General features: G+C 39.1%; 20 protein-coding genes. 10 read left to right on the forward strand and 10 right to left on the reverse strand.

The annotated features are described in order from the left end of the window. Positions 1–171: 171 nt before the first annotated feature. Complete coding sequence (locus tag QI031_RS19705) at positions 172–396, reverse strand: hypothetical protein (protein ID WP_281486079.1); 225 nt, start codon at positions 394–396, stop codon at positions 172–174. 460 nt (positions 397–856) lie between these two features. After that, complete coding sequence (locus QI031_RS19710) at positions 857–1,024, reverse strand: hypothetical protein (RefSeq protein WP_281481349.1); 168 nt, start codon at positions 1,022–1,024, stop codon at positions 857–859. Positions 1,025–1,247: 223 nt separating this feature from the next. On the opposite strand from QI031_RS19710, the gene QI031_RS19715 reads away from it, so the two are divergent. Together QI031_RS19715 and QI031_RS19720 are read left to right on the forward strand one after the other, a co-directional pair. Then, entirely contained in the window at positions 1,248–2,564 is a 1,317-nt protein-coding gene (locus QI031_RS19715; protein ID WP_281481350.1) for an aminopeptidase P N-terminal domain-containing protein, read from the forward strand. 170 nt (positions 2,565–2,734) lie between these two features. Beyond that, positions 2,735–3,559: a M90 family metallopeptidase gene (locus QI031_RS19720; RefSeq protein WP_281481351.1), complete on the forward strand. Its 825-nt coding sequence runs from the start codon at positions 2,735–2,737 to the stop codon at positions 3,557–3,559. 105 nt (positions 3,560–3,664) lie between these two features. Here the strand turns inward: QI031_RS19720 and QI031_RS19725 are convergent, their stop codons facing one another. Next, a complete protein-coding gene (locus QI031_RS19725) occupies positions 3,665–6,892 on the reverse strand; it encodes an nSTAND1 domain-containing NTPase (RefSeq protein WP_281481352.1) in 3,228 nt (1,075 codons plus the stop codon). Between the two features lie 42 nt (positions 6,893–6,934). Beyond that, entirely contained in the window at positions 6,935–7,333 is a 399-nt protein-coding gene (locus tag QI031_RS19730) for a hypothetical protein (protein ID WP_281481353.1), read from the reverse strand. Positions 7,334–7,916: 583 nt separating this feature from the next. Here QI031_RS19730 and QI031_RS19735 point away from each other — a divergent pair. Together QI031_RS19735 and QI031_RS19740 are read left to right on the forward strand one after the other, a co-directional pair. Next, on the forward strand, positions 7,917–8,672 hold the full coding sequence (locus tag QI031_RS19735; RefSeq protein WP_281481354.1) for a PEP-CTERM sorting domain-containing protein: 756 nt from the start codon (positions 7,917–7,919) through the stop codon (positions 8,670–8,672). 469 nt (positions 8,673–9,141) lie between these two features. After that, positions 9,142–9,306: a hypothetical protein gene (locus QI031_RS19740; protein ID WP_281481355.1), complete on the forward strand. Its 165-nt coding sequence runs from the start codon at positions 9,142–9,144 to the stop codon at positions 9,304–9,306. Between the two features lie 235 nt (positions 9,307–9,541). On the opposite strand, the gene crtO is transcribed toward QI031_RS19740, so the two are convergent. Beyond that, the gene (gene crtO / locus QI031_RS19745) at positions 9,542–11,236 is read right to left on the reverse strand and encodes a beta-carotene ketolase CrtO (protein WP_281481356.1); all 1,695 of its coding nucleotides are present in this window, start codon (positions 11,234–11,236) and stop codon (positions 9,542–9,544) included. 91 nt (positions 11,237–11,327) lie between these two features. After that, positions 11,328–12,089 (reverse strand): LmeA family phospholipid-binding protein, encoded by a 762-nt coding sequence (locus QI031_RS19750; RefSeq protein WP_281481357.1) that lies wholly within the window; start codon positions 12,087–12,089, stop codon positions 11,328–11,330. 444 nt (positions 12,090–12,533) lie between these two features. On the opposite strand from QI031_RS19750, the gene QI031_RS19755 reads away from it, so the two are divergent. From QI031_RS19755 to QI031_RS19765, 3 genes are all read left to right on the forward strand, one after another. Beyond that, the gene (locus QI031_RS19755) at positions 12,534–12,833 is read left to right on the forward strand and encodes a helix-turn-helix domain-containing protein (protein ID WP_281481359.1); all 300 of its coding nucleotides are present in this window, start codon (positions 12,534–12,536) and stop codon (positions 12,831–12,833) included. Positions 12,834–12,959: 126 nt separating this feature from the next. Continuing rightward, complete coding sequence (locus tag QI031_RS19760) at positions 12,960–14,738, forward strand: ABC transporter ATP-binding protein (protein ID WP_281481360.1); 1,779 nt, start codon at positions 12,960–12,962, stop codon at positions 14,736–14,738. A gap of 188 nt (positions 14,739–14,926) precedes the next feature. Continuing rightward, positions 14,927–16,723 carry an ABC transporter ATP-binding protein gene (locus QI031_RS19765; protein ID WP_281481361.1) on the forward strand — a complete coding sequence of 599 codons (1,797 nt, stop codon included), beginning with the start codon at positions 14,927–14,929 and terminating at the stop codon, positions 16,721–16,723. A gap of 159 nt (positions 16,724–16,882) precedes the next feature. Here the strand turns inward: QI031_RS19765 and QI031_RS19770 are convergent, their stop codons facing one another. Beyond that, positions 16,883–17,662 (reverse strand): DUF4058 family protein, encoded by a 780-nt coding sequence (locus QI031_RS19770; RefSeq protein ID WP_281481362.1) that lies wholly within the window; start codon positions 17,660–17,662, stop codon positions 16,883–16,885. A 137-nt stretch (positions 17,663–17,799) separates the two neighbouring features. Beyond that, positions 17,800–18,987, reverse strand: a complete 1,188-nt coding sequence (locus QI031_RS19775; protein ID WP_281481363.1) for an S-layer homology domain-containing protein — start codon at positions 18,985–18,987, stop codon at positions 17,800–17,802. A 460-nt stretch (positions 18,988–19,447) separates the two neighbouring features. Between QI031_RS19775 and infC the strand changes: the two genes are divergently transcribed. Beyond that, positions 19,448–19,915, forward strand: coding sequence for a translation initiation factor IF-3 (gene infC, locus QI031_RS19780; protein ID WP_281486080.1), 468 nt, complete (start codon positions 19,448–19,450; stop codon positions 19,913–19,915). Between the two features lie 423 nt (positions 19,916–20,338). Further along, entirely contained in the window at positions 20,339–21,154 is an 816-nt protein-coding gene (locus QI031_RS19785; RefSeq protein WP_281481364.1) for an ion transporter, read from the forward strand. Here QI031_RS19785 and QI031_RS19790 read toward each other — a convergent pair. Both QI031_RS19790 and hpnI read right to left on the reverse strand, forming a co-directional pair. After that, positions 21,146–21,832 (reverse strand): class I SAM-dependent methyltransferase, encoded by a 687-nt coding sequence (locus tag QI031_RS19790; RefSeq protein WP_281481365.1) that lies wholly within the window; start codon positions 21,830–21,832, stop codon positions 21,146–21,148. The genes QI031_RS19785 and QI031_RS19790 overlap by 9 nt on opposite strands. A 22-nt stretch (positions 21,833–21,854) precedes the next feature. Continuing rightward, a complete protein-coding gene (hpnI, locus tag QI031_RS19795) occupies positions 21,855–23,063 on the reverse strand; it encodes a bacteriohopanetetrol glucosamine biosynthesis glycosyltransferase HpnI (protein WP_281481366.1) in 1,209 nt (402 codons plus the stop codon). A 266-nt stretch (positions 23,064–23,329) separates the two neighbouring features. Here hpnI and QI031_RS19800 point away from each other — a divergent pair, with 266 nt between their 5' ends. Then, a complete protein-coding gene (locus QI031_RS19800) occupies positions 23,330–24,982 on the forward strand; it encodes a cyclic peptide export ABC transporter (RefSeq protein WP_281481367.1) in 1,653 nt (550 codons plus the stop codon). Positions 24,983–24,984: the final 2 nt, after the last annotated feature.

Genomic DNA, 24,984 nt, shown 5'->3' on the forward strand with positions numbered 1-24,984 from the left:
ATGAACTCAAACAAGCAAAAATATTCAGTATTGCATATTTAGATACAGATAAAAAGTCAATTTGATTCAACTGGAAAATTGATTGATTTAATCTTAGAAGTTTATGTTTTGGGATAGTGTTATTGAACTAAGCCGGACACTCACCCATCCGACTCATCTGCAAAATTGACGCTACTCAATAATTTCGTCATACTGATTGGTGTCGTCTTCGGGTGATTCTTTCATCTCTACCAACACATCAGCTAAAATTTTTTCATCTAGCCATTGATAACGTTCTTTGGTGTAGTCTCCTTTACCGGGACTGAAATATTGAATAAACCGAATAGTATCGGCAACTCCCAAAGAATTGATTAAGGCATCGTAGCCCTGTTTAATAATTTCATTTTGGGTTTTTATCATTGCTTTCCTCAGCTTGTATTACTTCAACCAGGGAGCATCCCACTTTTTTGAATGTCATTGTGAGCGAAGCGAAGCAATCGCAAAATCCTCCAACTAAGAGCGAGTCGATGCGATTGCTTCGTCGTTCCTCCTCGCAATGACAGTTATTATCTCATTGGAAAATAAAAACTGGGATGCACCCCTTCAACCAGCCATTGAACGGGATTATTAATCAAAACGTTAATTAATTGAGAGGTTTTTTGAGCTTTTTTGAAAAGTCTATCATCTGTTGTCAGAAATACATCAGCCCGACTTCTTTCTGCGCTGGCGATTGGGTGGCATCATAGCTTGAAAATCCTAATTTTTGAAGTTCGGCGGCTCTGTCTTTAATGAAGATACTATTAATAATTTTGATTTTAGCAATGGAGAGTAATTTTTTGACGTTTTGTATTCTTTCTAAATCAGGTGTTTGGTTTAATTAGGCAATTAAAGCACTGCTGTTGATCAGTTTCCAAGTTGCTGATTGACATTGACTCAAAATTGTCATAACTGCCTGTGCTTCTAAATAAATCCGAGGTTGCGCTTGGTCATCAAACGGACGATTCAAACAACAAGCATCAAGATAGATTTTATATTGTTTGCTCATATTAAAGTCGGTTTTATTCCGTAATTAATTCCTAGACTACATCCTTTGTTATCAGAGGTTAAGATTGAGATAATATTCATCTATAAAAGTCAAAAAGAATGAACATTCTGGGAAAAAAGTTGGCGATTTGCTGAAATTAGTTAGAGCTTACAGGCATAAACGGTATAACCTCATAGTTGTTAAAAGTGTAAAATAAAACCATAAATTCACATATTGATTAGCTATGGAAGCAGAATATCGGCAGCGTCGTGAGCAGTTAATGGCAAAAATTGGTAATAGTACAGCCATTTTTCGCAGTGCGCCAATGGTAGTGATGCACAACGATGTCGAGTACGCTTATCGCCAAGATAGTGATTTTTTCTATCTAACTGGCTTTAACGAATCCCAAGCAGTGGCAGTGTTAGCGCCCCATCATCCAGAACATCGGTTTGTGTTGTTTGTCCAACCTAAAGAGCGAGAAAAAGAGGTTTGGACTGGTTATCGTTGTGGGGTAGATGCCGCAAAAGAGATTTATGGTGCAGATGAAGCTTACCCCATTAGTGAATTAGATGAAAAGTTGCCGCAGTATTTAGAAAAAGCCGATCGCATTTACTATCATTTAGGACGCGATCGCAATTTTAACGACAAAATTCTTAAACATTATCAAATTTTACTGCGGACTTATCCCAAGCGCGGTACAGGGCCTATTGCGATTGCAGATACAGGCCCTGTCCTGCACAGCATGAGATTAATTAAAAGCGAAGCCGAGTTAAAACTGATGCGTCAAGCTGTGGCGATCGCAGTTGAAGCTCATAATAATGCAATGGCAGCTAGTACACCTGGACGTTATGAATACGAAATCCAGGCGGGAATAGAACACATATTTCGGTTGCGGGGGGGAATTGGCCCGGCTTATCCTTCAATTGTGGCTTCCGGTGCTAATGCTTGTGTACTGCACTACATCGAAAATAATCGACAGATGCAAGATGGAGAATTGCTGTTAATTGATGCTGGTTGTGCATACGGTTATTACAATTCTGATATTACCAGGACATTTCCTGTAGGAGGTAAATTTACATCAGAACAAAAGACATTATATGAGATTGTATTAGAAGCACAAAAACAGGCGATCGCTCAAGTAAAACCCGGTAATTCTTTTAACTCAATTCACGATACAGCAGTACGTGTACTAACTGAAGGTTTAGTTGAATTAGGCATCCTCAAAGGTGAAATTGACAAGTTAATTGAAGAAGAGAAATACAAGCCATATTATATGCACCGCACCAGTCATTGGTTAGGCTTGGATGTCCATGATGCAGGAGTTTATCAGCACGGTGAAGATAAACCGCAGATTTTACAACCAGGTCAAATATTAACTGTAGAACCAGGACTGTATATTGTGCCTGATACTAAATTAGCAGAAGACCAACCAGCGACTGATCCCAGGTGGGTTGGCATTGGCATTCGCATTGAGGATGATGTATTAGTGACACCTGAAGGGCATGAAGTTTTAACTGCGGGAGTACCAAAAGCAGTGGATGAAGTTGCACGAATGAGTTAGATAAAGAACGTTGCTGAATCAAGGGATGAAATTTGTGTATTAAAATCTAAAACTCTTTATTCTCTCTGCGTCTCCGCTTACTGAGCGCAGTCGAAGTATGCGCCTCTGCGTGAGCAATTCATCCCGCATTTATGCAACGCCTAATTATCCACTAAATGAAATCGCAATCAATGGTTGCAACAATTATTGTTTTTCTAATTATAGGGCTGATTATTATCGTAATTATATTCAGCCCTTTCCTAATTAAACAACAAAGAAGCCGTTTTAAAAAACGTTCTTTTCCACCGCTTTGGAATGCCATTATTGAAAATAACTTTCCTTTTTATTTGCGAATTTCTCCCATAGAACGTAGAAGACTACAGGGACATATTCAAGTGTTCTTAGCAGAAAAACAATTTATTGGTTGCGGGCAATTGCAAGTAACAGAAGAAATGAAATTAACTATTGCGGCTGTTGCTTGTTTGCTTTTATTAAATGAGCGAGGAGAATATTTTCCTAAACTTCGTTCGATTTTGATTTATCCCAGTACTTATTTTGTGAATGAAACTGTAGCCACTGGAAATTATATTATCGAAGAAAGGCGTGTAGCCAGATTAGGGGAATCATGGATTAAAGACCAAGTAATATTGTCTTGGGAACAAGTACAACAAGACATTGTTAACTGGAGAGATGGACATAACGTAATTCTTCACGAATTTGCCCACCAATTAGATCAAGAAGATGGTAAAGCTGAGGGTGTTCCTATTTTGCCACGCAATTCAGACTATGTAACTTGGGCTAGAGTAATGACAAAAGAATATCAACAACTCTGCAATGATGTTCAAAAAGGTGCAAAAACCGTGATGAATAGCTATGGTGCGACTAATCCCGCAGAATTTTTTGCTGTAGCGACTGAAACGTTTTTTGAAAAACCGCACCAATTGTTAAAGCAGCATCCGCCACTTTATGAGCTACTACAAAGTTACTATCAACTAGATCCTGGACAATGGGTTTAAGTAGGTCGATGTCAATAATTATCGTTGGGCTAAAGTAGGGGGCAGTCGAAGTATGCTCCCTGCGGTCTTAATGATAAGTATTTTACCGAACATGATATGAGAAGGTTAGATTCTTTTTTGCGTGCCAATATCGTCGCATAAGTGCCTGTCGCTCTCGCTGACATTAGGATTATTTTGTAAATAACCGCGCACCCAATCACAACTACGCCCCATTAAAGCGTCTAAGTCTAAATTCCAGAAATCTAGATTCCACAGTTTGATTGTGTTGTCACCACTACCAGAAGCCAAAGTCTTGCCGTCGGGGCTAAAACTGACGCTATAAACAAAGTTATCATGCCCAGAGAGGGTGCGGATTTGCTTGCCTGTCTCTAGATTCCACAGTTTGATTGTCTTATCCTCACTACCAGAAGCCAAAGTCTTGCCGTCGGGGCTAAAACTGACGCTATAAACAAAGTTATCATGCCCAGAGAGGGTGCGGATTTGCTTGCCTGTCTCTAGATTCCACAGTTTGATTGTCTTATCCTCACTGCCAGAAGCCAAAGTCTTGCCGTCGGGGCTAAAACTGACGCTATAGACCCAGTTATCATGCCCAAAGAGGGTGCGGATTTGCTTGCCTGTCTCTAGATTCCACAGTTTGATTGTCTTGTCACTACTGCCAGAAGCCAAAGTCTTGCCGTCGGAGCTAAAACTGACGCTATAGACCCAGTTATCATGCCCAGAGAGGGTGCGGATTTGCTTGCCTGTCTCTAGATTCCACAGTTTGATTGTGTTGTCAGCACTGCCAGAAGCCAAAGTCTTGCCGTCGGGGCTAAAACTGACGCTTATGACAAAGTCATCATGCCCAGAGAGAGTGCGGATTTGCTTGCCTGTTTCTAGATTCCACAGTTTGATTGTCTTATCCTCGCTGCCAGAAGCCAAAGTCTTGCTATCGGGGCTAAAACTGACGCTTCTGACAAAGTCATCATGCCCAAAGAGAGTGCGGATTTGGTTCCCTGTTTCTAGATTCCACAGTTTGATTGTCTTGTCACCACTGCCAGAAGCCAAAGTTTTGCCGTCGGGGCTAAAACTGACGCTTATGACAAAGTTATCATGCCCAAAGAGAGTGCGGATTTGCTTGCCTGTCTCTAGATTCCACAGTTTGATTGTCTTGTCACGACTGCCAGAAGCCAAAGTTTTGCCGTCCGGGCTAAAACTGACGCTTATGACAAAGTTATCATGCCCAGAGAGAGTGCGGATTTGCTTGCCTGTCTCTAGATTCCACAGTTTGATTGTCTTGTCACGACTGCCAGAAGCCAAAGTTTTGCCGTCGGGGCTAAAACTGACGCTTATGACCCAGTCATCATGCCCAGAGAGAGTGCGGATTTGCTTGCCTGTCTCTAGATTCCACAGTTTGATTGTCTTGTCATAACTGCCAGAAGCCAAAGTTTTGCCGTCGGGGCTAAAACTGACGCTTATGACAAAGTTATCATGCCCAGAGAGAGTGCGGATTTGCTTGCCTGTCTCTAGATTCCACAGTTTGATTGTCTTGTCATAACTGCCAGAAGCCAAAGTTTTGCCGTCGGGGCTAAAACTGACGCTCCAGACATCCCTATTATGCCCTTCCAAGCGGTTGCGTTCGCTTCCCTCATTAAGAGCTTTTTGCAAGGCATTCATTACACCTGAGTTATATGCGTGCTGGCTTTGCAGAATTTTTCCCGCTTTAATTGCCTTGACAAAGGCATCCAACTCTTTTCTTCTATCGAGTAAAGACAAAGAAGAAGAACCGAGGGAATCTGCAAGATTGAGTTCTGCTTGTTTTGTCTGATTCCATGCCGTCAAACCCAATCCACTGCTAACCACCACCGCCACCAACGAACCCGCCGCAATTGTCCTCGCCGTTCTAATTTTTTCATTCTTTTGGCGTTCTGCTTGAGCTTCACTAACCTTAATAAATTCTTTCGCTTCTTTATCAATAATCTGGATAGATTGTTCTTTTTCAAGCTCAACAATTCGCACCAGCTTAGAACCGTTCCAGAGTTCACTGTTAGCTTTTTGGGCATCTTTTTTGCGTAATTCATTCCACTGTTTCGCATCAGCAGATAACCGATTTTCCAGGACTATTATCTCTTCCTTGTCCCGAATTAAATTTTGTAAAACTTTCCAAGAGCGAAGTAATTCCTCATGTGCCACTTCAACCGTCGCCTTTCCTTTTTCTCTTTTACTTACCAAAAGGCGACTATTAATCAATTGATACAGAACTTTTTTTTGTGTCTCATCTTTCTCCAAAGCTGTTATATCAGCCCTTTTACTAACAGCTTCTTTGCTTTCTAATGCGATTAATTTTATAAAAATGTTTTCTGCTGCTTTTCTTTCTTTTTCATTAAATTTATTATATATTTTATCAGCCTGTTTCTGAAGTGCGCCTTTCACTCCTCCCAAATCTTGATAAGTTTTGGTATTTAAAACTCTGTCTTGAATATTATCTTTCTTCCACAATTCGTTTAAAGTATATTGCAAAAGTGGTAAAGACCCAGCCCGTTCACGAAAATCAGAAATAATTTGCTCAATTAATCCCTGTTCAAAAGTTACTCCATTCCTAGCGGCAGGTTCAGCAATTGCCAATCCTAAAGCAATATCATCCATCTCTGTGAGCATTTTGCTAGATGAATCATGGATTTTTCCTAATTTTGGATAGGGGCTTAATTTATCGAGAAAATCAGCCCGCATAGTCATAACAACTTTAACGGAAGTCTCCGATTTTTCAATTAATTGAATGAGGCTTTTTATAAAAGAATCTCTTTTATCCTTTGGTGTTAGGGTAAATAGTTCCTCAAATTGATCAATAAAAATCAGCCATTGAGAATCCCGTTTAAGAGATTGAACAACTTTTACAAGAGTATCTTCTTTAACAGCTAGAGCTAGTTCCGCTTCTGATTGGTTATATTTTGTTAAAAGACTACTATGAAAAGATTTAAAGGGATCTTTATCAGGTACAAAGGTTAAATTTACTAATTGTTCATAACCAGGCTGATTTTCTAAAGCAGGAATTAACCCCGCTCGAATTAAGGAAGACTTACCACTTCCAGAAGCTCCTAAAAGCAGAAGAACATTATTTTGTTTGAAGTAATCTGTTAATTCACTAATCCAAGTGTCTCGACCAAAAAATTTACTACTATCTTTCGTCTCAAATTTACTTAATCCCAAATAAGGAGAACCTTCAATAAGCTTTCGAGCATGAATTTCAGTCTCAGATGAAATGCTAGAAATATAGGTGATATTAACAGTTCCTGAATTTGCTCCAGCAACGCCTAATACATCACCTTCAGCCGTTACTTTGAAAGGATCTGTAGTCATTTTAATTTTACTTAAATTTGATTAAACACAATTAAATATTATTTATTCGGTCTTGGGTACTGAGCCAATATTAACCGTACCTGAGTTTGTTCCAGCAACACCAAATACATGACCCTGCACTGATACGTTTGTATTGTATTTGCCTTCTTCAAACCCTTGAGGATCTTCTTTTTTCATGACCTCTTCGGCTGCTTTAATAATTTCCTCATCTTTATCAACACCAGCTTGAGTAAGCTTATCTTTCAATAAACCTTCAGCTTTCTTAATTTCTTCTGGTTTGGCATCTACCATTGCTTGTCCCAGAACATCTCCTTCAAACTTTTTCTTAATCAAAGCCTTCAAACCTTGATAGGCATCTTTAACGGCTGTTCCTGCGGTATCTTTAGCAGCAGCGATCGCACCAGCGCCTAAAGCAGCAATAATTAAAGAAATAGGTTCCATAGTTAATCCTCAAAAATTTGATTTTTAAAAACATACTGAGGCTGAAAAACCCGTATTCACAAGGATTATATCTAAAGTCTTGTTCACAAATCAGATATGAGTCCTATTTAGATAAAGATTTACGCCTAAGGCTAAATACAACATGAATATGTGGTTTTCCAGATATAAAATTAATAAATTCAACGTTTTAAATTGATATTCTCTTTCTAATACCATTTCACGAAATATTTGAAACAGATAATTGGTCTTTAATTCTTTCCCCCTGCTCCCTGCTCCCCTGCTGCCTATTTGTATCAATTTTAAAGTGAAACGGTATAATGCCAGAATTTACGCTTAACGTTTTTAGCAGCTTTGTCTGCGGCGAATCTTTTCAGAAACTATCAAAATATTATTTTATACTGCAATTTACTAAATGTTTAGTAAATAATACTGAGTGTGACAGTTGCAAGTGTGGAATGCGGCTTGTTGTTTGTTTTAAGTATTCATGGGAACCTATCCAAGTAACAAATAAACTATGCAGTGAATCTTAATAGATTCCATACAGAACGCCCTTAGTTCTGTCACATTCTTATAGGTGAATAAAATGAAAATAGTTGCTTTTTCATCTAGATTACTAGATGCACTTTTTGCTGCCACTGTTGCAGTACCATTATCTTTTGCTGGGATATTTACTTTTGCTAGTTCTGCTACAGCAGCCTCTTTTAATGGTGACTTTCAGCTAAGTAGTGGATATACTTTTTCGCCTCCTAATTCAGCCACTAGCTTAGTAGAATTATCAGCAAAATCTCTAACATTTTCTCCCCAACCCATAACACCAATTGCTCTTGCAGCTCAAACAGGAAGTTTTACATCATTTAACACAGCCAAAATAAATAATATTATCAATTTTTCTCCTTTATCTGTAAAAAATCCTTTTATTGATTTTGGTAAAACTTTCATACCTGGAACAGTTCAATCTGCTGCTGAATCTGCTTCAATCACCGATAAAATCAATACATTTAATTTGAAATCTGCAAATTATGAACTTAAACAAAGCGGTGAAAACGTAGCTATAGATGTTGCACTTTATGGATTATTTAGCAGTGAGGATGGGTCAAAATCTCAAGGAGCCGGAAACTTATCTTTCCAAGTCAATAATGTAAAAGTTGCCAATGTTGAGTCAATTCTTAGTAGTGGTGGATCAGTTAAGAATTTAGCTTTTTCTGGTGCTTTATTCACTACTACTACTTCTGCTACTTCTGTCCCTGAGCCAGCTACATTACTTGGTTTAGGAATAGTGGGCGCAGCAATAGTGATGTTTCGCCGTCATCAACCTCAAAATAGTTCTATAGATATATAGCAATCCTCTTTGATTTGTGAAAATTGAGAAGCTCAGATACCCGACTTATTAAAGAAGTCGGGTATCTTGCTGTTCGCTAGTCCCTAATCCCTTTTCCCGATTAGAGTATATTGTAAATAACTAAGAAGCGCTATATAGCTAGCAAAAAATATTACATATACATCTAAAAAACAGTCAAATACAATCAATCAGATAGCTGTATTCTTTAAAGTAGCTTTCGTAACGCTTGTTACAAGGTAGGTTGAAACCCTCACCTCAGGGTTGACTTAGTTTCCCTATTTTCTTTCATTTTGCATTAATACAATACACTTTTTAGGACACCAATATTAATCAATTGGTAACTCAAAGGCGTGTCTACTTACATAGCTTTCTTTACTTCAACAAGAAAGCAAAACAGTTTTAGTACAAACATAGTTGTAAATGCAAACCTATCATCCACCTTTGCTTTTAAAAAGTTTTGGTCTTGTTTATGCAGCTATCAGATTGGTTTCTGTCCAATTTTCGTTGGTATCGTCGTCTATCGGGCGGGTTGTGGTGGCAAGTTGAAGTTCCTTTGTTCGACGGTTCTCAAATCATCTGGGTACGTCACATGCCGGAATCTAAACATTACATTCTACAAAAAGAGGAATACTAGCACCGCTGCATGTTTAGATTTTTACAAATGTTTTAGACATTCAAAGCTGTTAGAATGCTTGACTACTAAGTAAGTCGGTGAAATAAAATCAAACTATGTGAATAAAAGTAAATAAGGCTCAAACGCTTTTTCCCCCTGCTCCCTGCCTTATTACAACAATAATTATTTACACCGACCTACTTATAGCGGCACTAGTATTATTCAAACTCCATTTATTTACACCTGTGTATGAAAATTAATTAATTTTAAACACCGACTCGACAGTTGATTTAATCGAATCTCGTGCATCTTTTAAAGTTTGAGCAAAAGGATGTTTTGCTTGCAGAAATACACGGGCGCAATTGCGTCCTGGCATTCCAGAAATAGAACCACCTGGATGAGTTCCTGCGCCAGTTAAAAACAAATTTTCGATTGGTGTTTTGTAGTTGGCCAACTCTGGCAAAGGACGGAAAAACACCATTTGATCCAAAGTCATATCAACGTGGTAATAATTGCCTTTGTATGCACCTAATCTTTCTCCTAATTCTGCTGGGCTTTCTACACGACGAGCAATAGTAGCCGTTTTTACATTCGGTGCATAAGTTGCTAACTTATCAATAACTCTATCTGCAACCTTGTTTTTCAATTCATCTGTCCAACCAGTACCTTTTAAACCAGTACCTTCTGCACCCGCAATTTGATAAGGAGCAAAAAACTCAATCCATAAAGTATGTTTACCTGATGGTGCTAAGGTTGGATCAAGAGCGCTAGGCATGACTACATACATTGATGGGTCAGAATCAGGTATTTCTCCTAAGGTACATTTACTATGAGCTTGTTCTACATGAGCCACGGAATCTGCAATCAAGATAGACCCGATTAAATATTCATCTTTGTGGGCATGGTATGGAAAACGCAAAGGTTCATCTAAAGCCAAATCTATCTTGAGGATGGTTTCGTTGTTATTAACAATGCGGCGTTCTAATCTTTCCCACAATTCGGGTTCTGCTGCATCAATGTCACTTTTATCAGTCATTTGTAAAAATAACCGTCTGGCATCAATATTAGAGATTACCCCGTATTTAGCACGATATTCTTTACCGCCACTAACTCTTACACCAACGGCTTTATTATCATCAATCAAAACTTTTTCAACATGCTGGTCTGTGAGAATAACACCACCTTTACTTCTAACTAAATTCACTAATGCTTGCACAAGCGCACCAGTACCGCCCCGTGGTCTAGCCATACCGGGGTCATGACGCATCGCCATCATAATTGCACCAATAGCAATGGTTTTTTGTGATGGTGGTGCGCCAAGTTCTGAGGCTAATCTTGCCAGTGGCGCTTTGAGAAATTCTGAATCAAACCACTCGTTGAGTAAGTCTTCAGCACTGGTCATCATGTTGCGAACAAAATCCAGCGTTTTGTTGGGCGAACCAATGACTGAAAATAAATCCTTGATTTTTGTAATGTCGTAGTTGCCAGCGATATCAATAATTGACTTGGGCGGCGCATTAAACATGGGAATCATTGCCCCCAGCGCCCGCTGCCAATATTGAGTATATTCTCGGTATTTTTTGGCATCGCGATCGCTATATCTGGCAATTTCTGCACAAGTCTTATCTAGCGATTTATGACCTAAGAAATATTTTCCATCAGGATGAGGACAAAAAACAACTGGATCGCATTCTAGATATTCTAAACCGTATTTTTCTAGTTCTAATTCTTCAACAACTGGCCCTAAATGAATAAATTCATGGTCAATTGCACACAAGTTAAATTTAAATCCCGGTGCTGCTTCTGGTAAACATTCTTCAGTTGTCGCTGCCCCTCCTGGAACAGAACGCTTTTCGAGCAACAGAACACTATAGCCAGCTTTAAGCAAATAAGCAGCACAAACTAGTCCATTATGTCCTGCACCGATAATTACAACATCATACTCTTGCATATTTTTAATTGAGAACAGATTAGGAGTAAATAAAGTGACTTGTTAATATTACAAAGTGTTAAGCAAAATTACAACTTTAAAAATTGCTAATTTACTTAATTAAAGAATTTATTTTTGAAGCAGACAGTTGCTGCACATTAGCTTCTAAAATTATTGTTATATTTTCTTGTTGTATTTCCATTTGTTTGACACTAAACGCTATATCTTCCCAGGTAAAATATGGGAGTTTTACTAGTTCTTTGAGTTTTTGTAAAAAGGCTGCAATCAACTCTATCGAAAGACCTGACTCTGGGTTACATTTGATACTTTCTATTTTGATAGGTTGGGAATTAGTACGGGGAATCACTATTCCCTCAACATCTAATGATTGAGTGTTATTGCTTTCTTTAATCAGCACTTTCACTTGAAATTCTATTTTGCGATCGCTTGTTAAAAATAACTGGATATTTTGTAGTTCAAAACTAACACTTTCACCATCTACATCCAACTGAAATTTCTGTGATAAGCTGCGAGCAAATTCAGAATTTAAAGCACAGTTAATATCTGCTTGGGTCATGACAACACGAGCGATCGCATTCACTGGCTCATTTAATTCGACTTGACCAAAAATAGCACTTAAAGGATTAATAGAAATACTATCTGTTTGTAGTTTTATTTCTTGAATACGGATGTTTTCTTTTAGCACCAGTCCTTTTCCTGCAACGGAAACACCATCAGAATGTCCTCGAAGTACTTGCAACAAATCGGTTTGCACATCTATATCAATTTGTTCTGCTTCATCTACCTGGTCAGATACCCTGCGTTCAGCTTCTTGTGATATTAGCTGCTCTTCCAAGCGTTGCTTGTCTGGCATAACTTTTTACTCTTTAAGCTTCCTATTGTTAATTACTGTAAACCTTAAAGAGGCAAGAGCGTATCTATAAAAAGAAGGAAACAGAACACAGCAAACAAGGAACAGAGAATAAGGGAGATGAGGTGTCCTGAATAATTTAAAAAATCAAATATGAGTCCTAAAATGTAAGTACAAAAAGCTTTTACGTTTTAATAGACAAATAAGATAATTACCGATAAATAAAAATCATCATATTTTTCATTAATCCTAGGAATGATTTAAGACAAATATTTCAAAAAAAAACTGTTTCTTATCAACTGTAAAAATCATCCTTGAGGACTATAAAGTATCTTTACTTCAATCCCATTTTTTTAAGGGTGGATTTCTTTGATTAAGTAATTATTGCTACTAAAAACCATTATACTGTTACGATCAATTTAGGTAACAAGCGCCATTAATTGAGTTATGGAACGAGTAACACTACCAGATATTCTAACTCTTGAAGAAGCCTCAGAATACTTAAGACTACCCACTCAAACAGTTGTGCATCAAACAATACTTGGAAATATCCCAGGTCGTAAAATTGAAAATGACTGGAGATTTTTGAAAGTGGCTATTGATGACTGGTTACGTTCAAAAAATGGTCGGGCTGTTCTACTTCAACAAGCAGGCGCTTTAATAGATGATGATACTCTCTCAGATTTGAGAGCAAAAATTTACCAAGACAGGGAACGTTCTGAAGTCGATGGGGAGTCTGTCGATTAATGTATTTGCTTGATACCGATACCCTAACTCATCACCAGCTGTTTCGCTTCAATCACCGAATCGTAACGATGTACTAAAGAGCAATACAATCAAAGATAATTTTCCAGAAATACAGGAGTAAATTCATTGGTTCAACAACCAGAACTTCAGGAAAATTCTTCAATGCAGTCAATCTGGCGTGTCCTGGGGAGTTTGCGTACTTACCGATGGATTTCACTGGGAGCCTTAGTCAGCTTGTTGCTGTTGACAGCTGCCAATGCACTGACTCCCCAGTTGTTTCGGTGGAGCATCGATCAAGGTATTGTCCCACAAAATTTACGAATTGTACTTTACAGCGCTGCTTGGATGGTTGTTGCAGCGATCGCTCGTGGTTTATTTAACTTTGGACAAAGTTATTTGGCAGAAGCTGCATCTCAAGGTGTGGCCTATGAATTGCGTAAGCAAATTTTCAGCAAAATTCAAAATCTCAGTTTCAGCTACCATGACCAATCACAGACATCTCAACTGCTAACCCGCGTCACTAGTGATATTGAACAGATTCGCACATTTATTGGTACTAGTTTAATTCAAGTAATTGGTGGAACTGTAACATTAGTAGCAATTGCGGTAGTTTTGCTAATAATGAACTGGCAACTAGCACTAATTACATTGACGGTTGTACCGATGTCAGGATGGTTAATGGCACGATTTATCTCCCGTAATAGTGGATTATTTCGGCAGGTACAAGAGCAACTCGGCGATCTCAATGCCGTCTTACAAGAGAATTTGTTAGGAATTAAAGTAGTCAAAGGTTTTGTGCGGGAGTCAGCCGAAAAGAGGCGTTACACCACCATGAATGATGCCTTAATCAAGGCAAACATGAAGACCATTCGCGCTATCCGTAATACCTTCCCCTTTATCTTTTTGCTGAGTAATTTGGTGACATTAGCAGTTTTCGCCTACGGTGGGGCGCAGGTAATTGATGGTAGATTTTCTATTGGTGAACTAGTAGCGTTTAACTCCTATCTGGTATTAATTCTGCAACCGATTTTATTGATTGGCTTTGCTGCACCTGCGATCGCTCAAGCAGCCGCCTCTGCGGAACGGATTTATGAAGTAGTCGATGCAGAAGTAGAAATTCGCGATCGCCCAAATGCAATTGCTTTTGAAACCTGCGGCGGTAGAATTACCTTTGAAAACGTCTGTTTTCGCTATCCTGGTGCTGCAACCGCAGCCCTAAAAAATGTTTCTTTTGAAACAAAGCCTAAGGAGCTAATCGCCGTTTTGGGGATGACAGGTTCTGGGAAAAGCACAATTATGAACTTGATTGCTCGATTTTATGATGTCACGCAGGGATCAATTCGTATTGATGGACGAGATGTGCGGGATTTTACACTCCAGAGTCTGAGAACACATATAGGCATTGTGTTTCAAGAAACCACACTATTCTCTGGGACTATCCGCGAAAATATCACTTATGCCAAACCCAAAGCTACCCTAGAACAAGTAATTGAGGTTGCAAAAACTGCCCAAATTCATGATTTTATAATTAGTCTGCCTGATGGCTATGAAACAATTGTAGGTGAACGTGGCGTGGGTTTATCTGGTGGACAAAAACAACGAATTGCGATCGCCCGTACCTTACTGACCGATTACAGTATTCTGATTTTAGATGATAGTACCTCTGCGGTAGATGCTAAAACTGCCGCTCAGATTCAAGCTGAACTCGATGATCTAATGCGCCAAAAAGCCTGTGTAACTTTTGTTGTGGCTCAACGCATCAGCACCGTCAAAAATGCCGATCGCATTTTGCTAATCGATCAAGGAAAATTAATTGCTCAAGGTAGCCATGAGGAACTAATGCAAACAAGCCCCCTATATGGTGTAATTTTGGAATCTCAAGTTAAGCAGAAGGAGAAAGTATAAAAATGGGCATTGGGCATGAGAAAGAGGAATTGGGGCAGGGTGCGGGGTGCAAGGGGGACGAAGAAGAGGAATTACCTCTTTCTCCCTGGTTACTGAGCGCAGTCGAAGTATGCCCCCTGCTCCCTTGCCTCTTCTAATAACAGCTTTGTGACCAAAACTTTTAATCCAAACTCTAAAATTTAAATCTTATGAGAGGTACAGGCCCAGTTGTTGCACCGGATCAAAATGCGAGTCATCAACTTTCCACTCTGCGACGTTTTTTACAATACCTGCGACCTTACCGTAAAGAAATTCCTATTGCTTTGACATTAGTCGCGATCGGTGCGTCAACTCAAGCAATTGGGCCGTTCTTACTTGGTTGGTCAATTGATAATTTGATTGCAAAGGGTAATTTGCCGGATTTACTACTGCTGTTAGGCTTACTAGGGCTAATCTACGGACTTGGTATTGTGGCAATTCGGGGTCAAATTTTGCGAGTTGGTTGGATTGTGCAGCGATTGTTAGCTCAATTGCGGCAAGATATTTTTCTGAAAATCCAAAGTTTACCAATGAGCTTTTTTGACCGCAGTGAAGCCGGTGATTTAATGAGCCGCTTATTAAATGATGTTAATACTGTCAATCAAGCGTTTGGGCAAACGATCGCCCAGATGTTGGGTAATACTTTGAGTTTAATCGGCATTGTCATTGCAATGCTGGCAATTAACTTGCAACTTGGGTTATTGAGTAACTTAGTTGTGCCACTAATGATTTTAACTACAAGCTTTTTTGCCCGGTGGGCAAGAGCTAGATTTCGCGTCACTCGCCAAACTATTGGGGAACTTTCTGCTAAGTTAGAAGAAGACATTGGTAGTGTACGAGAAGCACAGGCATTTAATCGTGTAAATCTCAACATCGCAGAGTTCGATGTTCTCAACGCTGCCAATCGTGATGCTAATGTTGAAGCAGTGGCAATTACCGCTGCTTTTTTGCCATCTATCGATTTTCTCAACACCCTAGCAACCGCTGCTGTATTAGCCTATGGAGGCTATCTCGCTGTCACAGGAGCAGCAACCGTTGGTGTAGTGACATCTTTTTTACTTTACGTTCAGCAGTTCTTTCGCCCTATCCAAATTCTCAGTCAATTTTACACCCAAGCTCAGTCTGCCTTTGCTGGATTAGAACGTATCTTTCTACTATTGGATGAACCGTCACAACTCCAAGATGCAGCCGATGCTATTGAAATGCCTCCTATTCAAGGTGAAGTAATATTCGATCACGTTACCTTTGGCTATAACCCAAATCAATTAGTTCTTAAAGGAGTAGATTTACACGCCTATCCCGGACAAATGATTGCTTTAGTAGGGCCAACTGGATCGGGAAAAAGTACGATTATTAACTTGATTTTGCGTTTTTACGATGTCTCTGGTGGTGCAGTCAAAATTGATGGTGTTGATGTGCGGAGTGTGACTCAAGCTAGTTTGCGCCGTCAAATTGGTATTGTTTTACAAGACAACATTTTATTTAGCGGTACAGTTGCCGAAAATATTGCCTTTGGCTGTCCCCACGCCACCCAAGCCGAAATTGAAGCGGCGGCGCAACTGGCAAATGTGCATGAGTTTATCACTTCGTTGCCAGAAGGTTATGCAACTCAGTTAGGTGAACGGGGTGCGCCTCTAAGTCAGGGACAGCGACAACTGATTAGTATTGCCCGCGCCGTATTAATCAATCCTCAAATTCTGATTCTCGATGAAGCAACTAGTAGCATTGATACCCGCACAGAAGCGCTAGTACAAACTGCGATCGCTCGTTTACTCAAAAATCGCACTAGTTTTGTAATTGCTCACCGTCTCAGTACAGTTACTCAAGCCGACCAAGTATTAGTGATTCAGCAAGGACAAATTGCTGAACGCGGTACTCACGAGGAACTGATTAATCAGCAAGGTGTCTATGCTAACCTTTATGCCTTACAGTTGGGTGCAGCATCAGCGACGGAAGTTCTTAATTAACAGGACTTACGCAAAATCATGGAAAAACTAACCATAAAGACACAAAGGACACGTAGACACGAAGTGGCTTTCCGCAGGGTAGTTAGAAGGTTTCAGAGAGTGATTGCGTAAGTCCTAATTAAAAATGATCTAGGATATAAGACTCCTATTGATTAGGACTCATATCATGTTTTGGAGATGTTTATACATCCACTCAATATCCGCGTCACTTAATGCTGGTGGGGGTGGAGGTTGGGTGTAGTCTATCGATAAATCATATCCAGCTTCGTCATAGATAGCATTCAGCCCAGCTTGTAATTCTAATACAGCATCAGGGTCGCCTTCACGGAGGGGAACGGTTATCGTCGGCAGAGTATCCTGCAACGTCACAGGCCACAGATCAATTACTCCAGACCGAGCTTGCGTTAAGGTTATCAAGTAGGGAACATCTGGAAGACGGGGATGGTTAAATGGTCGATTTCCCCGACGCAGCAAGTCAATTTCAATGAGATGGACGTTGGCATTATATAAACGTTGGCGTTTCTTACGGTAATGGGCTAAACCGGGTTCGCGTTTGTTTACTGGAGAAAGAATTTCGATACAGCTGATCAATACATTGTTGGCTGTATCCCGAATTTCGACTATGGGGATGCGAACTATTACTGGCTGGATAACTGGAAGCGTTAGTAGTGGGGGGGTTGTTGCAATATTTGATGTGTGGATAGCAGGAGTTACGTTACGGCTTTGTTTGATCTGCAATACCTCGACATCTGGGTATAAAATGCCAATTTCACTTGCAGGGGAAATATCTTCCACAACATATACTTCCAGTCGCGCGGCATACTTGGGACGCAACTGTGGAGCGAGGAAGGCACGGATTTTACTGGCAAGGGCGTTGTGTACGTCACTCCACAGATAGCCTTCAAGATATGGGTCCATAACGGGGAACGGGGAAGGCATTTTAAAAGCATGGGTAACTACACTTTATATTCTAGAACTTGGCGGCTCATTTCACCCCTGAACTTTTTGCTTTCAGCTTTTCAATTGCTTTATGAGAAAGAAAATGTTTCCATTGAGTTTATTAGTTATATTTAGACCTACTGAATGACTTTTGAATGGTTTAGGTTAATGCTAGTAACCATCTGATCTAAAACTTGTTTGTTACGTTGATAGTTTTGATTTGGTACATCATAAGTAACAGCAATCAACGTCTTGCCGTTCATATCAATTAGGTATCTATAAAAACGTCTTCCCTTGGGTAAAAGACCAAAACCTGTAGCTTCACTTTCAATCGCTACCGCTTGGCGGTCATCTACATTTATTTGACGACGAGAAAGTGTCTGTGAGGTTCGGCTATCTGTATTATTGACCAGCTGATTAAATGAAATATTTTCTAGCCGAATATAAACCGTTTCATCGAAATCTTCACTGTTTTTAGGCAGTTTAATTGATTTTGAATCAAATACTTGGCATTGGTTAACAACTTGACCAGAATTAGCTTGCCAGTTTGTAGGATAACTAATGGTGTAACCAATCTGTTCATTCGTGCAAGTTTGTCCTAATCTAATCGAATTATTATTGGGTTTGTTACCAGAGGAAGATGAACTGATTACATATTGGTTAGAGACACCAGCTATATTTTTAACTTGACATAGGGCTGCTGCCACTTCGGCTCTTGTCGCTAAACTAGAAGGTTTAATTAATTGCTGATTAAACTGTGTCTTTGGAGAACTGATAACAATTCCTTGCTGAGTTGCTGCGGCAATTTTACCTCTTGCATATTCGGGAATTTCCTGTGCATCATTATATATAGTGTTAAGAATTTGATTAGCTGAGGTAGGAATTGGATAATCTAAGCCACTTGCCAAAGCGACAAAAGCTTCTGTGCGAGGAATATATTGATTGGGTTGAAAAAGTTGATTTGGATAACCAGAAAGAAATCCTTTGCTATAAGCAACTCTAATTGCTTCTTGACCCCAGTAATCAGATAAAACATCACTAAAGTTAACTTCTGCTCTTTCTGCTGAAGTATTAGGAAACGCTTGATTCATAATTGCCGCATATTCAGCGCGGGTAATCAGATTATTTGGTCGAAAAGAACCGTCTGTATACCCACTAATAATTTTCTGCTGAGTCAAATTCTGAATACAATTTCTTGCCCAATTACCTTGAATATCAGAATATATTTGCGCTTTTGCTTGCAAGTTAAAACTCAAGGGAACCATACTTGTCACAAACCCTAAAAATAACCGAAAGGAGGTTTGCTTAGTTTGTTTCCAAATCATGATTTTATCGTTTTGATATCATTACCAGTTACCAGTTAGCAGTTATTTTTTGCTGTTCACTGGTTTAATTTATTGTATTTATTACTTTTTGTTTTAGCTGTAAATGTTTTACAATACCTCTAACTGAGGCATATAATTTACTATCAAGATTTCAGTTCTGGGGATAGTTGACAGAGTAAACATTCTAGAAGCAAGTAATCTGTCTGGAGAAGAAAATGCCCCCACAGCAAATCTTCAAAAAATTAACAAAACTTAAACACTAGATTTAACGAGAAATATGGGTGAATTTATTTTTAGAGGCGATGTTTAGTTTAGAGTAATATAGAAAATAGACATTAAGTTACTGTCTCCCAAGAACATCACTCATAAGTTAGCATTGTCTTACGTCGGCATTATTTGCCAAGCAAAGCAAAATCTTAAAAATTGAGAGGAAACCGTTATCGTAGTCCAAAAGCAACTGATTAACTCACAAATCAAGTCACCTCAAGTCTTCTTGATTGACCATGAAAATAACAATCGTGGCCTGATCGATACTTATGAAGCTCTACAGATAGCACAAAGCGTAGAGCTTGACCTAGTTGTAGTCTCCCAAAGCAAAGACACTCCAGTAGCGAAGATCCTCAACTACGGCAAGCTTCAATATCAAAAGAAAAAGCGTCAGGGACAAAGTGCTAGACATGTAGTCAAAGAAGTTAGGCTTCGTCCAAATGTGGGTGCGGCTGATTACAGAATACGTATTGAGCAAGCAATTCAGTGGTTGAGTAAAGGTGACTCAGTCAAGTTTGCCATTCGTTTAAGAGGTAGAGAAAATCAATATCGTGACAAAGCTGGAGAACTGCTAGAGCAAGTTGTCAACGATCTTAGTGAAGTAGGTAAAGTCCAGTCGCTTGATAAACGCTCGTTAATTGCTCAAGTCATTCCTGCTTAAATTAATTATCCGGGAATATTCTAGTGAACCCAAGCAGACAGTATAATTCCCAAAATTAAGCACTGACTAGCGAAGCGCAACAGAAATTTTGGGAAGAATCTGCATCATAGTAGGGGTTTTATAATACAAAACTTCACGCCACTTGCGGGATGAAGTTTTCGAGCATAAAGTACTTGTACTGAGTTTAGCCGAAGTATAAGGAATGGGGCATGGGAAAGAAGTTACCAATGCTCAATGCTCAATGCTCCAAGTGGCAAGAGGAGCAACCTCGATCACCCATGAAGCAATGGAGTTTCCCGCCGCTTTCAATAAAAATGGCACACTCTCAAAGCAAAACCTTTGCCTTGGCAAGATGTAGAAAATGAGAGTTAGGAGATATCTCTTTTACAGTAATGTCTTAGTGCCATTCTCCTAATAAAGATTATGAAAAACCTTAATCCTTCGGAAAAACAAGCTTTAGAGCAAGAGCGCAACGAAATTTTGCAGCAGCTTGAAGATTGGCTAGAAATTCCGATGCTAGTGCTGGCATTCACATGGCTAGCACTATTTATTATTGAACTGATTTGGACACTAAATCCTTGGCTCGAAGTCGTTAATGCAACGATTTGGATTGTATTTATTATAGATTTTGGAATTAAATTTGCTCTTGCTCCTCGTAAGTTTTTTTATCTTAAAAATAACTGGCTGACTGCTTTTTCTTTGATTCTTCCTGCTTTGCGGATCTTTCGGATTGTTCGCGTGGTGCGTTCACTCGCATCAATTAGGGCTATTCGAGGATTAAGGCTACTACGAGTAATGACTCGTACTAACCGTACCATGAGGGCTTTGGCTGCAAGTGTTAGCCGTCGTGGTTTTGCTTATGTACTGACGCTGACAGCAATTGTAACTTTGGTAGGAGCTGCTGGGATGTATGCGTTTGAAAGTGGGACTCCTGATAGTTCTGGTTTAAACAACTACGGCGCAGCTTTGTGGTGGACAACAATGTTAATGACAACTATAGGTTCTGAATATTCGCCCAAAACGCCTGAAGGTAGAGTGCTTTACTTGGTTCTTGCAGTGTATGCGTTCACTATATTTGGCTACGTGACAGCGACAATTGCAACATTTTTTATTGGTCGTGATGCAGAAGATGAAGATGCAGAATTAGCAAGTGCAAAATCCATTGCAGCGCTTCATAGTGAAATTGCATCATTAAGATCTGATATTCAGACTTTGTTGCATCAAGAAAAATCAACTTAAGTGCGGATTGCTATATTCAATCCGTACTTGTTTTACATGAGTTTGTTCAGACTCTAAAATCAAAATATGCTCTACTTGGTGTAATCCCAATTTCTCAAATTGTGCCAGTTCCGCGTTTGATAATGGCCATGGAGGGCCAGAGGGTTCGACTTCTGTTTCTCGGATACGAGTAATCACTAGTAGTATCCCATCGGGAGCGACAACAGAGGCCACAGAGTCAATAACTGAAGAACGCACACTCAAGGGTAAAGCTTGAATATTGCGACATTCAAAAACAAAGTCAAAAGCAAGATGCCATTGTGAGGGAATTGCTAATAAATCTGCAATCACGTACTTCACAGGCGAATCGGGAAATCGTTGTTGACACCAAGTTATTGCTGTGGGAGATATATCAAAAGCAGTCACTTCAAATCCTCGCTTTGCTAAAGCTTCTGCATCATCTCCTAAACCACAACCAATTATTAATGCCTTTTGACCTTGAGTAAATGGTTCATGGGTACTCAACCAATCTTGCAAATAAGGGTGAGGAGCTAATTTTGCCCAAGGTATTTGTGCTGTATCACCTTTTGCTGAGGCATATAAAACTTCAAACCATGCCGATGGTTCTGATTGTTGTATGGCTTCTGTAGCCAACTGTTGAACATAAAGCTGTAAATCTTCAGGTTGTTGTTCAAACATAAAATTTAATATTATAGGACTTCTATAATAAACTTTTAAATTTTTGAACAATAGTAGAGGTAATATTTTTACTTTTGGAGTTTGCTGTTGAATTTGTCATCGCCATTAACTTACCTCCTTTAATCAACTTCAACCGTTGTCCCCGCCATTCAATGGTTCCGTCTATAAAGCCATAGCACCAAATGGCAAATTGAATTAAATCACTGATAGGGATAATCCACAAAAATTTTTGGGACACTTGGTCGCGGATAACTTTGATGGCAACAACCCAACCCATGATTAATCGCATTATCCAAGCAATAATTAACCCACTCCACCCTAATATCGAACCTCCTGTAACCATCAGCAGTAAAAAGCTGGTAACTGTACCATAAGTAAAAATTAGTGCTAGATAACCCCAAGGGCGAGAAACACGAATACAACGCGCCCAGCGAATTTGACGCTGAATGGCATCAATCAGACTACTGGTAGCTAAGACATGTTCAACTATATAGTCAGATAGCACAACTTTGTAACCTGCTTGGGCTGGTAAGTAGCCAAGCATGAAGTCATCTGCTAAATAATCGGCTATTGCCTCAAATTTACCTATCTCTTCTAGAACTTGTTTACGAATGACAATTGTGGAACCGAAAGCAAATTTTATCCCTTCTAAATGATTGCTGACTAAAACACCTGCATGAAAGTCGGTCGCAGTCTTGATTGCTTCTAAAGTTGTCACCCATCCTGGGGCTGAAGAACGATACAAACAAGTGACAACACCGACTTTGTCATCTTGCAAAGGTTGGACAATTCTGAATAGATAATCTTTTTCAACTCGGATATCACTATCAGCTATTACTAAGATTTCATGTTTAGCAATACCTACAGCATTGGATAAATTACTGACTTTTAAGTTAGCTCCAATGATGCGATCGCTCACGACTAAGTTAAGATCTAAATGGGGAAGTTCTTGGATAATTTGCTGTATAACTTCTATGCTGGGGTCTTGGCGATCGCGCACTGCGAAAATAACTTGGTACTCTGGATAATCTTGCTGACAAAATGAGGCGAAGTTTTCATAAGCATCCTGATCTAGTCCGCAAATCGGCTTGAGAATACTAATAGGTGGATGAAACTTGGGATTGAAAAGACGAGGATGATTTAAAAAAGCGATCGCGGCATAAATCCCATAGCAGTAAAACAAAACTGCTGCTAGACAGAGGATGCACAAAAATACATTAATAACTGCCATCTGAAGTTTGCAGTAAATCCAAAACTAAATCTCTTTACCCTATATTTTCGATGGACTAATCATTGTTTATATCCATATTATACCATTAAAAGTATTGCTAAGTATTTATTTTTTCAACTTAAAGCTTGTCAAGAATAGCTAAAAAAAAGTATTATTGAATATACATTAAAAAACAAATATTTCTCAATAGTTAAGTATATAGCAACTTAGCTTATTTATCAAATAATGTTTTTATTTAAAAATGTCATAGTTGCCAGTTATTGATCATGAATTTAATTTATTTTCTCCTACGTTCTTCTTGGGTGATGGTGGCGATCGCGATCGTTACTGGCTTTTTGAGTGGCGGTAGTAGCGCAGGATTAATCGCTTTAATTAGCAGTGCAGCAACTCGCACTCAAACTTCACCGTTAACATCTATCGCTTGGGCTTTTTTAGGTTTAGTAATTATTGCCCTGATTACTAGTATTATTTCACAAGTAATGCTGGTTCGCCTATCTCAGAATGCTATTTTACAATTACGGATGCGCTTGAGTCGCCAAATCCTTGCTTCTGAGTTAAGTCATTTAGAACAACTAGGAAACTCTCGATTACTGGCAACCTTAACAGAAGATGTCCAAGCAGTAGCCAATGCTGTATATATAATTCCTTTTCTTTGTATTGATTTGGCGATGGTTTTGGGTTGTTTGGTATATATCACTTGGCTATCTTGGTTAGTTTTGCTGATACTTTGTTGTCTAATAGTGGTAGGAATAGGTAGTTGTCAGTGGCTATTGAATAGAGGTGGAAAACTGCTTGCTTTAGCCCGTGACGATCAAGATTTGCTATTTAAGCATTTTCGTACTATCACAGAAGGAGTTAAAGAACTTAAGCTTAACTATCAACGCCGTCAAGATTTTTTATTGAAAAATCTTCAATCAACAGCTGTCAGGTTTCGTCGTCATAATGTTGACGGTTTAACTTTATTTGCCACAACTACTAGCTGGGGTAAATTGCTGTTTTTTTTCGCGATTGGTTTTTTATTATTCGCACTACCAAAATTACTCACCATCAGTTCTGCGACTCTTTCGGGCTACATCTTGACTTTTACCTACTTAATGTTGCCGATGGATAATATCGTCAGTAATTTGCCTCAAATTAGTAAGGCTAATGTAGCATTGCAAAAAATAGAATCTCTAGGTTTATCTCTAGCTAGTCGCTCTGAATTATCAACTGTGCCACCTACTTTTAACTCTGCTTGGCATAGTTTACAATTAAAGAGTATTACCCACACCTACTATACAGACCAAGGAGAAAACAGCTTTATCTTTGGCCCAATTGACTTGACAGTTTATCCTCAAGAACTAATATTTATTGTTGGTGGTAACGGCAGTGGTAAATCTACTTTAGCTAAACTGATTACTGGTCTTTACATCCCTGAAAATGGCAAAATATTATTAGATGGGCAGTCAATTGATCAACAGAATCGAGAATGGTATCGTCAGCATTTTTCGGTAGTATTTTCCGACTTCTATTTATTTAGAGAACTTGTCAATTCCGAAAATACCAACTTGGATACTCAAGCGCAACATTATTTGCAGCAACTCCAGTTAGACCATAAAGTCAAAGTAGAAAATGGTAGACTTTCTACTACTGCTCTTTCTCAAGGACAACGTAAACGCTTGGCATTACTGACAGCCTACTTAGAAGACCGACCAATTTATTTATTTGATGAGTGGGCTGCCGACCAAGACCCAGTATTCAAAGAAGTATTTTACACTCAGCTGTTGCCAGAATTGAAGAATCGCGGCAAAACAGTACTAGCAATCAGCCATGATGATCGCTATTTTCATTTAGCAGACAGGATAATTAAATTAGACTACGGCAAAATAGACTATAGCAGCACTACAGCAGTTCAACCCACCCCAACAACAAGGATTTGAAA

Origin of the sequence: Halotia branconii CENA392, from assembly GCF_029953635.1 — a bacterium.
In the GTDB taxonomy this organism is placed as follows: Bacteria; Cyanobacteriota; Cyanobacteriia; order Cyanobacteriales; family Nostocaceae; genus Halotia; species Halotia branconii.